We start from the raw sequence: 12,769 nt of genomic DNA, 5'->3' as shown, positions 1-12,769 counted from the left end.
GCGAGTCCATTTCAGCTGTCTGCGGGGTGTCTAAGGCTTCCCCTGAGAAGAGGCAAGGTATAGACACCGCGACTAAACGCCCAATTCAAGAACTTGTTGCACGGAAACGACCAAATGACCAATCGTATTGCATTTCAGGGAGAACCCGGCGCCTACAGCCACGAAGCCTGCCGCAACGCGCGCCCGGATATGGACGCCCTGCCCTGCCGGACTTTCGAGGATGTGATCGAATCAGTGCGCTCGGGCGAGGCCGATCTGGCCATGCTGCCGGTTGAAAACACCACCTATGGCCGGGTTGCGGATATCCATCGTCTGCTGCCGCACAGCGGATTGCACATTATCGATGAGGCCTTTGTGCGGGTGCATATCAATCTGCTTGGGGTCCCGGGGGCAACGCTCGGCGACATCACCGAGGCGCATTCGCATCTGGTTCTGCTGCCCCAATGCGCCGGGTTTCTGAAACAACACAACATCCGGGGCCGCGTCAGCCCCGATAACGCCCGAGCCGCGCGCGAGGTGGCCGAGGCGGGCGAAATTCACTCGGCCGCGCTGGCCAGCGAACTGGCGGGTGAGATTTACGGGCTGAACGTTCTGGCCCGCCATATCGAAGATCACGGCGACAACACCACACGGTTTCTGGTGATGTCGCGCGAGACGGATATGTCGCGCCGGGGTGACCATGGCATGATCACCAGCTTCATGTTCCAGGTCCGCAACATTCCCGCCGCGCTCTACAAGGCGATGGGCGGATTTGCCACCAACGGCGTCAACATGACCAAGCTGGAAAGCTATATGGTCGACGGCTCGTTCACTGCAACGCAGTTCTATGCCGATATCGTCGGTCACCCCGACGACCGGAACGTACAGCTTGCGATGGACGAGTTGGAACATTTCACGACCAATGTCGAACTGCTGGGCGTTTATCCGGCAGCGCAACCGCGCGGGTAAGGGCGCTAGCCCTTAAGACAATCTGTAGGCCTTGCAGATTGCGCCCTTGATGCGCCTGTATTCGCAAAACCCCATTGCCTCATAATACGCCAGACCTTCGGTGTTGTTGCCGCCGATCGTGGCATCGATGGCTGGCACACCATGGGCGCGCGCGGCGGTCAGTGTGATCATGAACAAGGATCTGCCAATGCCGCGCCGCGCGGCGGCGGGATTGATATGCGTTCCGATAATCCCCCAGCCCGTCGCAACGCCGTAAGGGTTTCCATCAGTAGCGAGTTTGAGCGATTGAAAACCTAAAACCTCGTCATTCGACCCAATTGCTACCGAGCAGCTGATTCGGTGCGACGCATTGATATAGTGGGATAACGCGAAATCGGAATCGCTCGGTCTGGTGCGCTTGCCTGCATCGACCAGCGCCTGCAGGACAGTCGCCACACCGACAGCGTCTTTGTCCCGGGCCTCTCTGACGGTCACCTGATCCATCCAGTTGCTCCTCAAACCCCGTGCAGGTGTCGTTCCTCGACTTCTCGTGCGAAGTCGCTGAGGCGGGTCTGGAACTGGCGGCGGAAACGGGATTGGCCCAGTTTCAGCGACTGCAGCAGCAGTCGCGCAGGCAGTGTCTTTGCCTTGAGAGAGGTCTCAACGCTCAGCCGCGTGCGACGTTGAGACAACGCCAGCAGTTCGATCACGGTGTCCCCGTTCATACCCTTGCTGCTGGCCTGAAACCGCATCAGCGAGGATGCCTCACATTCGGTCAGCGCCACCGAAATCTGGCGTGGCTTGCCCCGGATCTTGAGCTCGGTCTCCCACGCTGTGCCGGCCTGTGGCGCCCCTGACCCGGAAACCCGCCGCACCTCGACCCCGCGGCGCAGGGCCATGCGTTCGAAACGCTCGAAATCGGTGATCATGGCGAACACCATCTCGACGGGAACTTCGATATCTTCCTGCGCTGAAAACTGCATCTTGGTTCTTCTCTGCCGCGAGTCGCCGCCAGTGTCTCGTTAGTCCAGCGTGTCCGCAAGCCAGTGTTGCAACAAAAAATGCGCAATCGCACCTTTGCGGGCTGGCAGCAACTTGGGGTGATCGCCCGCAAAGGCCTGCATCATCTCGCTCCGGCCGACCCAGATAGCATCTTCAATCTCAACTGGGTCGATCTGTATCTCGGACGACAGGGCCTTGCCCGCGCAGCCAAACATCAGCGAGGCCGGAAACGGCCAGGGCTGGCTGGCAAGATAACTGACCTCGCCCACGGGAACGCCTGCCTCTTCCATCACCTCGCGGCGCACCGCCGCCTCGAGCGTCTCGCCCGGTTCGACAAATCCGGCCAGCAACGAGTACATCCCCTCGGGCCAACCGGGTGAACGGCCCATCAGCACCGAGTTGCCATGGGTGATCAGCATGATCACCACCGGATCCGTGCGCGGGAAATGCTGACCTCCGCACGCAGGGCAACTGCGCTGCCAGCCGCCCTGAGAAATTTCACTGGCCGCGCCGCACCGGGCGCAGAAGCGATGCGTTTCATGCCAGCCGATCACCGCCTTGGCCGTTGCCGCAAGCTCGGCGTCGCGCGGGCTGAGCCGGGTCATTATCCGGCGCAGTTCGGCAAACACGTGGCCCTCGGGCAAGTCCGGGTGTTGTTGTTCGCTGCGGTCCACGAAGGCCCCGATATCGGACAGATCCAGACCTTCGGCTGCCCAGCCCGAAATATCCATGGCAAACAGCGGCGTGGCGTCGTCTGACAGGCCCAGAAGGATCGGCTTTTCAATCGCACCACCCGGGCCATTCTGCAAAATTCCATGATCCACCGCGATCAGCGCCAGTTTGTCCAGCGCTTCACCCTGCACCAGAATTTTACCGCGCCACAGCAACAGGCAACGTGCCCGTGGGTCGGCAAAGGCCTGCGCCAGCTTCTCGGGATCGCCCCGCAACAATCCCGCCCGGTCCATGCCCGAGCCGCCAAAAGTGACCTGTTCTGCGCGTTTCATGCCTGTTGTCCTCGCCTGCCGGGCCAAGGGCTGCCATTTCTGTGCCATGGGTGCAACGGATTTTGAGCAAACAAAATATTTTTGCCATGCCGCCGAAAGACCGCAGCAATGCCCCGGAATTTGCACTAAGTCCACCGCAAGGTGAAAAATCTGTTACGTTGACCGTCTGAAGTTGAAATTTTGAAACACGATAGTTTGGCGCGCCGGGCGTGGGTGCGCCCTTCCAAAGCAAAAGTCCGGATACTGGCGACATCCGACCTGCATATGCACTTGATGTCATTTGATTATTACGCCGACACTCCGGATGCCGACCGGGGCCTGACCCGGACCGCCAGCCTGATCCGTAGGGCCCGCGATCAGGCGGAGCGCGACAGTGCTTTGGTATTGCTGTTCGACAATGGTGATGCGCTGCAGGGTACGCCGTTTGGCGAATGGGCCGCAGAGGTCACTACGGATGCGCACCCATTGTCACAAGCGTTCAACGCTATGGGCTTTGATGCGGTCGGGTTAGGCAATCATGATTTCGGGTTCGGACTGGATCTGGTGAACCGGATCACCGCACAAACCGCCTGTCCCGTGGTGTGCAGCAACCTGCGCACAACGCAAGGGCCTCAGGGCTGGGTGCCTCATGCGACCCTGCAGCGGATGGTTTTGGCAAACGGGAAACAGGTTCCGATTCGCATCGGCATCCTATCGGTCTTGCCACCCCAGACGATGCAGTGGGAGGCGCATATGCTGCAGGGCAAGGCAGAGGTCACCGACATTCTGACCGCGGCAGAGCAGACTGCAGCATTTCTTCGCCAACAGGGCTGCGACCTTGTCGTGGCGTTGGCGCATTCGGGGCTGGATCAGGCGGAGGCCGAGGCCGGGATGGAAAACGCGGTCATCCCGCTGGCCGCGCTGGATAATATTGATGTGATTGTTGCTGGGCACACGCATCTGGTTCTGCCCGGCACGGCACATGAAGACATGCCTGATGTCGACCATGCACAAGGGCTGGTGCATGGCAAACCGGTGGTGATGCCAGGCTGGGGCGGCTCGCATCTGGGCGTGATCGATTTGACGCTGGAACAAGACGCCGGGCAGCACTGGCGCGTCATCGACAGCCGGGCCAAGGCAACCCCGATCAATACGGCGAACGGGCCTGTCCCTGAAGACCCCGAGATCAAACGGCTGTTTGCCAAGGGTCACGAGGAAACGCGCAAACGTGTCTCTGCACCCGTGGGGTCAGTGCCCGTTACGCTGCACAGCTATTTTTCATTCTGTGCCCCCGATCGGGGGCTGGCGTTGCTGGCGGCGGCTCAGGCCGCTGCGGTGCGATCCCACATTGCCGGTACCGAGTGGGAGGGTCTAACCATCCTCGCAGCCACGGCCCCCGCCAAATTCGGAGGCCGCGCCGGTCCTCGTTATTACACGCATGTTCCTGCGGGCGATGTTTCAATCCGCCACGTGGCCGACTTGCATGTCTTCCCCAATGAACTGCGGGCAGTGCGAGTAACGGGTGCGCAGCTGCACGATTGGCTCGAGATGTCCGCTGGTGTGTTCAATCAGCTTTCGACCCATCGGCCCACTCATCTGATCAACCCAAGGCGCGCAGGATTCAATTTCGACAGTCTGCATGGGGCGACCTATCAGATCGACCTGTCACAACCGGCCCGGTTCGATGCAGCCGGACGTCTGAAGGATTCAGCGCATTCGCGCATTCGATCCCTGAAGGTCAACGGACGGCTGGTGACGCCCGAGCAGGAATTTATCGTCGCGACCAACAATTACCGTGCCAATGGCGGGGGTCACTTCCCAATCGCCGCGCAGGTTTGCCCTATCGCTTTGCCCGCGCGGCTCATTCACCATGTGCTGCGCGATTATCTGGCGGGCAAACTGCCCCGGGACCCGCTGGAACAGGCTCCACGTCCCTTCTCTCTGACCCCGATGAACGGGGCGGAGGTCATTCTGACCACCGGCCCCGCCGCGCAAGCCTATCTGCATGAGCTGGCCGAATACGATCCGCAGGTTCTGCCCGTGGATTGCGATGGGTTTCTGCCCATTCAACTGACCCTCTGACGGGTTGCCAATACCATCCGACGCGCCTATATGAAGGGTCGAGAGGTTGGCGCGGGCGAGCGCCTCGCCAACCTGGTCAGGTCCGGAAGGAAGCAGCCACAACGAGTCCCGCTTGGGTCGATGTCCAGCCTCTCACTTGAACCAACCTATCAGCCGCAGGAGGGCTTTATGATTGTAGCAAAGACCCTTCGGGCAGCCCGGTTCTGATCCAGCGCGATTTTCTGACTGCCTGAACACATGACCAACGGGTGCGCGATTGCCATCCGTCGGATACTCTGTTTCTGACCACAGGCAGACCAATGACTCTTTCACTATCGGATCTTGGATGGTCCTCTCACTTTGCCGCACAACACGCGGCCAAACCCACATACACCCCGTTTCGCATTAGCGCCGTTCACCGTGACCGGCTGATCGGGCTTGGCCCGAAGGGCGAAGTCCCGTTACTCAGCCCCGACCACCCGACCGGCGAATATGCGGTCGGCGATTGGGTTCTTACGGACGATGACGCCAGCGTGCGGCACCTGCTGGCCCGGCGCAGCCTGCTGCAGCGCCGGGCCGCGGGCACAGGTGCCTCGGCACAACTGATCGCCGCAAATGTCGATGTGCTGTTCATCGTCAGTTCGTGCAATGCCGAATTCAGCCTGCCCAGGCTGGAGCGTTATCTGGCATTGGCGCATCAGGCCGGGTGCTATCCGGTGGTTGTTCTGACCAAGGCCGATACCTCTGACGCGCCAGAATCCTTTGTGCAACAAGCGCAGGCCATCGATCCGTTTCTGACGGTGCTGGCGATCAATGCGCTGGACCCAACGCAGATCGAACAGGTTCTTGCGTGGTGCCCAAAGGGTCAGACCGGCGCATTGGTCGGGTCGTCTGGTGTTGGCAAGACCACGCTGGCCAATGCCATGACCGGGCAGGATCAAGCCACGGCAGGCATTCGCGAGGATGACGCGCGGGGCCGTCACACCACGACGGCACGGGCCTTGCACCAGATGCGCAACGGTGGCTGGCTGATCGACACACCGGGCATGCGCGCTTTGCGTTTGCTGGATGCGCAGGACGGGGTGGATGAGGTTTTCTCGGACCTCATCAAGCTCAACCAAGGCTGCCGGTTCTCGGACTGCCAGCACGACACCGAACCCGGCTGTGCGGTTCAGGCCGCGGTCCAGAGCGGTGTGCTCGATCCATCGCGGCTGGAACGATGGCGCAAGTTGCGACGCGAGGATCAGCGCAACTCGGAAACCATCGCCCAGTCCCGCGCGCGGGACAAAGCGTTCGGGAAAATGGTGCGCGGCGTCATGCAGCAGAAAAAGTCCCGCAAGGGGCTGTGACACAACTGGTCCCGTCTGTTCAATCAATCAGGCGGGGCCAGACAGCCGCGTTGCGTCGGGCAAAGGCACCGATATGCCCGACCTTCGGCAACCCGAACTCCTGCGGTGACAAAAGGTGACGGCAGGCCTTCGGGCCATAGAGATCGGCAAGCCGCCATACGGCTTCGGGCGGCACCATCTGGTCATCAGCAAAGGCAAACAGATCGACGCGTCCGCCTGCAGTGGCCCAGCGCGCCTGTGGCAGTGTCTCTCCGATCTCGGGCAGATAGCTTTCGGGCGCGGTGCACCATTTGCGCCACTGCCAATAGACCGGCGCGGGCAGGTCTTCGCCAAAACCGACCGCCTTGCCCGGCAGATATCCCAGCGCCCGGACCATCAATGGCGCATGGCCATACCAGAACAACGCCGCCAGCGCGCGATAGAGCCACGGATGATCCCCGAGCGTCACCAGGCCCGAACAGACACAGATCATCCGGTCGATCTGCTCGATATCCGATTGCACCGGCCCCAACATAGATCCGAGCGAGTGGCCAATGCTCCACAGTTGAGCACCCGGAAAACGCCGCCGCATCTCCGCCCGCGCGGCGGGGATGTCGACCAGCGCCCAGTCCGCCATCGTCACTGTCGACGCCTTTTGCGCCCCGGTCAGTGAATGGCCGAAATCCCGGTAGTCATATGTCAGGCAGGCCATGCCGCGTTCCGCCACCAGCCAGCGCGCGAAATGCTGGTAATAATCGCGGGGCACGCCGGTGGCGCCGTTGATCACCACCACCGTTTCCGGCTGAGACGCGGGCAGGTACAGACGGGCGGACAGCATCGCGGGTCCGGCGGGAAACCGGAAATCCTCTGTCATGATGGTCTGTTGCGTGTCCAGCATGTGAACCTCTTGGCGTCGCGCATCACCTGAACTGATCAGTTCATTTGATCAATACCAAGTCAAGGTTGACGTGGCTGGACCAAAGGTCAGCCTGCGACTTTCAATCCGCTTGACTCGGAATGCGGCGAACCGCTAGCGATGGCGTGATGGTTCTCGCGCCCCCAATCCGGGGCCGGGATGAAAAGGGAACACGGTGCGGTTCTGACCGGAAGCTGCCGGAACGAACCAAATCCGCGACTGCCCCCGCAACTGTAAGCGGTGAGCAATGCCGGAAGACCACTGGCCATATGGCTGGGAAGGTCGGCAAAGCGACGACCCGCAAGTCAGGAGACCTGCCATCGGAATCGAAACTGAATCTCGGGCGGGGTGTCCGGGCAGGTCCTGACGTCACAGCGCCGTCCTACCTGTTTCACGCCCTCGCCCTGCGCGCGGAGGGCGCATCTATGATCTGGAAGACCGACACACATGAATTCGCGGCGACCGTGTGCCAACGGACCGGCAAACCCTGCCCGGCTCTGGCGCGTATGGCGCGGGCGCTGACGCAGGCCGTCTCGACCGCGCGGCCAGTGACCACATCCGAGTTTCAGGTGGAAGGCAGCAGCGAACTGACCCATTGCGCGGAAGGCTGCACCGCCCGTTTTCGCGCCTGCCCTGATCAGGTGCGCGTGTTCTGCGGAACCGTTCCCGGGATCGAGACCGAGATGCTGGACGGTTATGCGGACATGATGTTCGGCACCTCATTCGCCACCCTACCCGCAGGGCTGCTGGCGAACCCGCCCTGCGCCATGCTTGAAGCGTCGGTGCTGGCCCCGCGCCCTCAGGCCGAGCCGCAGCATATGGCCTGCGCCTGATCTAACGTTGCAACGGGACCCGGGCCGGCGTAGCGGCCCAGGCCATCTGTCCGTCGGTTTCGACCGCGCAGGGGCGCAGCGCCCGCAGACGCTCCAGCGCTGTTTCGGGACGCTCGCCGCATTCGACCATCAGACGCAGCACAACCATACCCGAGCGGCCGCAACCGCCTCGGCAATGCACCAGAACCCGGCCTCCGCCGGACAGGGCCTGCCGGGCGGCCGCGCTGACCTGCGGCCAACGCTCCTCGACAGCTTCGGGCGGGGCGCCGAAATCCTCGATCGGAAGATGGACCCAGCGGCTCGCCCGGGCCTGTATGTCGGTCCCGAAATTGCGCGCGCCATCCTGCAGCATCTCAACTTCGGTGGTCATCGACAGGACCAGACCCGGCTTCCAGCCCGCGATCAGGTCCAGATCGCCGTCATAATCCCCTCCGCGCCCCGGCATCGACGTCAGGGCCAGCGTGCCCCCGCCAACCTGCAAGGCGTATATCACCAGTTGCGACATAAAACCCCCCATCAAACAAACCTATAAAAACTGGTCTTTGAAATCTGTCCGACCAGTGTAAGCCGCATCGGGTCGCTTTCCAAAATGAAAATCATCCGGGCGGGCGGTGGACGCGGGCAGCGGCGGCCTCTACGCTGCGGCAGAACTCGAATCCGCGAAAGCAGACATGACCGACACGCCCAGCCCCGCCTATCAGGTGCTTGCCCGCAAATACCGCCCGGAAACCTTTGCCGATCTGGTCGGTCAGGACGCCATGGTCCGCACGCTGAAAAATGCGTTCGAGGCGGACCGGATCGCGCAGGCCTTCATCATGACCGGCATCCGCGGCACCGGCAAAACCACCACCGCCCGGATCATCGCCAAGGGCATGAACTGCATCGGCCCCGATGGCGAAGGCAAACCCACCACGGAACCCTGCGGCCAGTGTGAACATTGCGTCGCCATCATGGAAGGCCGCCATGTCGATGTGATGGAGATGGACGCCGCCAGCCGCACCGGCGTCAATGACATCCGCGAGATCATCGACAGCGTTCGCTATCGCGCCGCCAGCGCGCGCTATAAGATCTACATCATCGACGAGGTCCACATGCTCTCGACCAGCGCTTTCAACGCGCTGCTCAAGACGCTTGAGGAACCGCCCGAGCACGTGAAGTTCATCTTTGCCACCACCGAGATCCGCAAGGTCCCGGTCACCGTCCTGTCCCGCTGTCAGCGCTTCGATCTACGCCGGATCGAGCCCGAAGTCATGATCGGCCTGCTGCGCAAGATTGCCGATGCCGAAAGCGCGCAGATCGCCGAGGACGCGTTGGCGCTGATCACCCGCGCCGCCGAGGGCTCGGCCCGTGATGCGACCTCGCTGCTAGATCAGGCAATCAGCCACGGGGCAGGCGAGACCAGCGCCGATCAGGTGCGCGCGATGCTGGGTCTGGCGGATCGCGGCAGGGTTCTCGACCTGATCGACATGATCCTGCGCGGCGATGCAGCCGGAGCACTGACAGAGCTGAGCGCCCAATATGCCGAAGGCGCCGACCCGCTGGCGGTATTGCGCGATCTGGCCGAGATCACCCATTGGGTCTCGGTGGTCAAGATCACCCCGGATGCCGCCGAAGATCCGACGGTATCGCCCGACGAACGCGCCCGTGGCCAGCAAATGGCCGAGGCCTTGCCGATGCGTGTTCTGACCCGCATGTGGCAGATGCTGCTCAAGGCGCTGGAGGAGATTGCCGCCGCGCCCAACGCGATGATGGCGGCCGAAATGGCGGTGATCCGCCTGACCCATGTGGCCGATCTACCCAGCCCGGAAGAGTTGATCAAACGGCTGCAGGATGCGCCCGTCCCCCCGCCGACCAACGGACCGGGTGGCGGCCTGCCGATAGCCACGCAAGGCGGTGCATCCGCCCCTGTCGCCACGCAAACAACCTATGCCACCACCCGAGGCCCGACCGGGGCACCATCAGCGGCGCTGGCGCAGGATGTGGCGACCGCTCTGGCCCACTATCCCAGTTTCGATCACGTGGTCGAACTGATCCGCTCCAACCGCGACGTCAAGCTTCTGGTCGAAGTGGAAAATGGCGTGCGGCTGGCCTCGTACCAGCCGGGCCGGATCGAGTTCACTCCGACGGAACAGGCCCCGGCTGACCTTGCCGCCCGGCTCGGATCATCCCTGCAGCGCTGGACCGGAAACCGTTGGGCGGTGACACTCGTGTCCGAGGGGACAGCGCCAACAATCGGCGAGACCCGCGACGCCGCCGCCCTGGCGCTGAAGGCCGAGGCCGAGACCCATCCGCTGGTGCAGGCCGTTCTGGCCCAGTTTCCCAAGGCAAAAATCACCCGGATCGAAACCCCGGAAGAACGCGCCGCCAAGGTCGAAACTGAAGCCCTGCCAGAGGTCGAAGACGAATGGGACCCGTTTGAGGAAGACTGATACAGCCCAGCCCCGATAGCGCAAATCCTCCCGCGCCCGCCACGGCCATCGGCTGCGCCGATACGCCTGAGCGGCCTTGGGCCCGGCAGGAGCCGCCTCGCCCCTTGTGTCGCACCGATGGCCCCCGTATTTAGACATCAAACGTATTCACAGGAGAACTTCGATGCTCAAAGGACTAGGTGGGCTTGGCGGTCTGGGCGACATGGCCAAGATGATGAAATCCGCACAGGACCTGCAGACCAAGATGACCGAGATGCAGGAAGATCTGAACAACCTGATGGTTGTCGGCGAATCCGGCGCGGGTCTGGTCAAAGCCACCGCGACGGCCAAAGGTGAGCTCAAAGGTCTCGATATCGATCCCTCGATCTTCAACGGCGACGACAAGGAAGTTGTCGAAGATCTGATCCTGGCGGCGATCAAAGACGCGCAGACCAAGGCCACCGAACGGTCGCAGGCCGAAATGGCGAAACTGACCGAAAGCATGGGCCTGCCGGCAGATATCAAACTGCCGTTCTGATCTTCATCTTTTCAAAAATACTCCCGCCGGAGGCTCCCTCCGGCGCCATACAGGACAGGCCGTGAGCTCAAACAGCGACATCGACAATCTGATCGACCTGATGGCCAAGCTGCCGGGCCTCGGCCCCCGCTCGGCCCGCCGCGCTGTCCTGCATCTGATCCGCAAACGGGCCCTGCTGCTGACGCCGCTTTCGGACGCCATACAGCAGGTGGCCGTCACCGCCCGCGAATGCCTGAACTGCGGCAACGTGGGCACCACCGATATTTGTGACATCTGTGACAGTGAGGCCCGTGCGACCGGAGAGCTGTGCGTGGTCGAAGACGTCGCCGACCTCTGGGCGATGGAGCGCGCGGGCGTTTTCAAAGGCCGCTATCACGTTCTGGGCGGTACGCTGTCGGCATTGGATGGGGTCGGCCCGGACGAACTGCGCATTCCAAGGTTGAAGGATCGGGTGACAGCAGAAGGGATCACCGAGATCATCCTGGCGCTGAACGCCACCGTCGACGGCCAGACCACCGCTCATTACATCGCGGACCAGTTGGAAGGGCAGGTCCGCCTGACCTCGCTAGCGCAGGGTGTACCGATCGGCGGTGAGCTGGATTATTTGGATGATGGGACGATTACGGCGGCGTTGCGGGCGAGGAGGGAGATTTGAAAAGCTATCACACGACATTCTTTGACACCCGGTTACGAAAGTGAAATGTCAAAACGACACTTTACTGACAACATCACGTTGATAGTCTAAAAGCATCTTCTTCTAATAATCGGATGCCTCAATGCCTTTAGCTCGTTTTATAACTGCCGCGCTTGTGTCAATCGTTCTCGGCACCACAGCTATTGCTGAAAGTATTGATGTCCTCAGGTCCGAAGTGAAACGCATCGCTTCGGTAATTGATGGGGATGTAGGCGCCAGTATCGCTTTTGCAGGCGAAGAACCGATCTCGCTCATCAATGGCGAAGGCTCCTTCCCAATGATGAGTACCGTGAAAACATTGGTTTCAATGCAGGCCCTCGGCAAGGTTGCAACGGGTGAACTAGCGCTGGATACGCAAGTCACAGTGACAGAAGACGATCTGTCGGTCATGTCACCTCTTAATCTGACCTTTCCGGTCGGACCGACGACTACATCGCTCTACAATCTGATCTGGACAGCCATCGTCGACAGCGACAACACTGCACCCAACACTATGATGCGGATCATGGACGGCCCTGAAGGGGTCAAAGAATTCGTCGAAAAGCAAGGTGTCAGCGGTATCAACGTCAACCGGAACATCAATGGTTTGTTCATTGACGCCTATCAGGTCCCAGATTTCGATGCAGTCGAAGCTCTGATGGACCAAAAGGCAAAAGAGCCCGGGGGAATTATGGGGTTCTTTGTGGCACCAATCGAAAGCCCGCTGCTCACAGATCCCCGTGATACGACTACACCAGATGGCATGGCCAAACTATTGTCTCGCTTCCTGTCCGGAGAAGTCCTGCCACCTCAGGAAACCAAAGTCCTAAAGTCTATTATGGAACAGACACGCACAGGTGCCGGGCGGATCAAAGGGATGCTGCCACCTGGCACAGTTGTCGGCCACAAAACGGGCACCGGCCACAATGTGATCAACGATGCGGGTTATATCCGACTGCCTGATGGGCGCGATCTTGTCATCGCCATTTACACCAACAATCCCGGATCAATCGCTGCCAAAGAGATGGTGATTGCCCAGATTGCCCGTGCCGCTTATGACTGGGCCCTCTACTCTACAAACTAACAAGCTTGTTGAAACT

General features: G+C 61.2%; 13 protein-coding genes, 1 other RNA gene and 1 riboswitch. Of the genes, 9 read left to right on the top strand and 5 right to left on the bottom strand.

Going from position 1 to position 12,769, the window contains the following annotated elements:
* Positions 1-114: 114 nt before the first annotated feature.
* Complete coding sequence (locus ACR3E4_RS10990; protein WP_480534216.1) at positions 115-948, top strand: prephenate dehydratase; 834 nt, start codon at positions 115-117, stop codon at positions 946-948.
* Positions 949-960: 12 nt separating this feature from the next.
* Here the strand turns inward: ACR3E4_RS10990 and ACR3E4_RS10985 are convergent, their stop codons facing one another.
* Genes ACR3E4_RS10985 through nudC form a run of 3 tightly spaced genes read right to left on the bottom strand, consistent with a single transcriptional unit; the run spans position 961 to position 2,933 of the window.
* A complete protein-coding gene (locus ACR3E4_RS10985; protein ID WP_480534218.1) occupies positions 961-1,431 on the bottom strand; it encodes an N-acetyltransferase family protein in 471 nt (156 codons plus the stop codon).
* Between the two features lie 11 nt (positions 1,432-1,442).
* Entirely contained in the window at positions 1,443-1,910 is a 468-nt protein-coding gene (locus tag ACR3E4_RS10980) for an SRPBCC family protein (RefSeq protein ID WP_480534220.1), read from the bottom strand.
* Between the two features lie 39 nt (positions 1,911-1,949).
* Positions 1,950-2,933: an NAD(+) diphosphatase gene (nudC, locus tag ACR3E4_RS10975; protein ID WP_480534222.1), complete on the bottom strand. Its 984-nt coding sequence runs from the start codon at positions 2,931-2,933 to the stop codon at positions 1,950-1,952.
* A gap of 213 nt (positions 2,934-3,146) precedes the next feature.
* Between nudC and ACR3E4_RS10970 the strand changes: the two genes are divergently transcribed.
* From ACR3E4_RS10970 to rsgA, 3 genes are all read left to right on the top strand, one after another.
* Positions 3,147-4,994 (top strand): bifunctional 2',3'-cyclic-nucleotide 2'-phosphodiesterase/3'-nucleotidase, encoded by a 1,848-nt coding sequence (locus ACR3E4_RS10970; protein WP_480534502.1) that lies wholly within the window; start codon positions 3,147-3,149, stop codon positions 4,992-4,994.
* Positions 4,995-5,033: 39 nt separating this feature from the next.
* Positions 5,034-5,132: signal recognition particle sRNA small type (gene ffs, locus ACR3E4_RS10965), an RNA gene on the top strand.
* Positions 5,133-5,293: 161 nt separating this feature from the next.
* The gene (gene rsgA / locus ACR3E4_RS10960; protein ID WP_480534224.1) at positions 5,294-6,322 is read left to right on the top strand and encodes a ribosome small subunit-dependent GTPase A; all 1,029 of its coding nucleotides are present in this window, start codon (positions 5,294-5,296) and stop codon (positions 6,320-6,322) included.
* Positions 6,323-6,341: 19 nt separating this feature from the next.
* Here the strand turns inward: rsgA and ACR3E4_RS10955 are convergent, their stop codons facing one another.
* On the bottom strand, positions 6,342-7,199 hold the full coding sequence (locus ACR3E4_RS10955) for an alpha/beta hydrolase family protein (RefSeq protein WP_480534226.1): 858 nt from the start codon (positions 7,197-7,199) through the stop codon (positions 6,342-6,344).
* A 128-nt stretch (positions 7,200-7,327) separates the two neighbouring features.
* Positions 7,328-7,553: riboswitch (cobalamin riboswitch) on the top strand.
* Positions 7,554-7,642: 89 nt separating this feature from the next.
* On the opposite strand from ACR3E4_RS10955, the gene ACR3E4_RS10950 reads away from it, so the two are divergent.
* On the top strand, positions 7,643-8,050 hold the full coding sequence (locus ACR3E4_RS10950) for a hypothetical protein (RefSeq protein ID WP_480534228.1): 408 nt from the start codon (positions 7,643-7,645) through the stop codon (positions 8,048-8,050).
* Between the two features lies 1 nt (position 8,051).
* Here the strand turns inward: ACR3E4_RS10950 and ACR3E4_RS10945 are convergent, their stop codons facing one another.
* Positions 8,052-8,555 carry a protein-tyrosine phosphatase family protein gene (locus ACR3E4_RS10945; RefSeq protein ID WP_480534230.1) on the bottom strand — a complete coding sequence of 168 codons (504 nt, stop codon included), beginning with the start codon at positions 8,553-8,555 and terminating at the stop codon, positions 8,052-8,054.
* A gap of 166 nt (positions 8,556-8,721) precedes the next feature.
* Here ACR3E4_RS10945 and ACR3E4_RS10940 point away from each other — a divergent pair, with 166 nt between their 5' ends.
* The 4 genes from ACR3E4_RS10940 to bla all read left to right on the top strand — a co-directional run bounded on the left by ACR3E4_RS10940 (position 8,722) and on the right by bla (position 12,753).
* Positions 8,722-10,479, top strand: coding sequence for a DNA polymerase III subunit gamma/tau (locus tag ACR3E4_RS10940; protein WP_480534232.1), 1,758 nt, complete (start codon positions 8,722-8,724; stop codon positions 10,477-10,479).
* A 163-nt stretch (positions 10,480-10,642) separates the two neighbouring features.
* Entirely contained in the window at positions 10,643-10,996 is a 354-nt protein-coding gene (locus tag ACR3E4_RS10935; RefSeq protein WP_480534234.1) for a YbaB/EbfC family nucleoid-associated protein, read from the top strand.
* 61 nt (positions 10,997-11,057) lie between these two features.
* On the top strand, positions 11,058-11,651 hold the full coding sequence (gene recR / locus ACR3E4_RS10930) for a recombination mediator RecR (protein WP_480534236.1): 594 nt from the start codon (positions 11,058-11,060) through the stop codon (positions 11,649-11,651).
* A 121-nt stretch (positions 11,652-11,772) separates the two neighbouring features.
* Positions 11,773-12,753 (top strand): class A beta-lactamase, encoded by a 981-nt coding sequence (gene bla, locus ACR3E4_RS10925; protein ID WP_480534238.1) that lies wholly within the window; start codon positions 11,773-11,775, stop codon positions 12,751-12,753.
* The last annotated feature ends 16 nt before the right edge of the window (positions 12,754-12,769 follow it).

It is taken from the genome of Ruegeria sp. AP11 (assembly GCF_056535865.1).
Note: the sequence above shows the minus strand (reverse complement) of the source record. Positions and strands in the feature narration are given on the sequence as shown.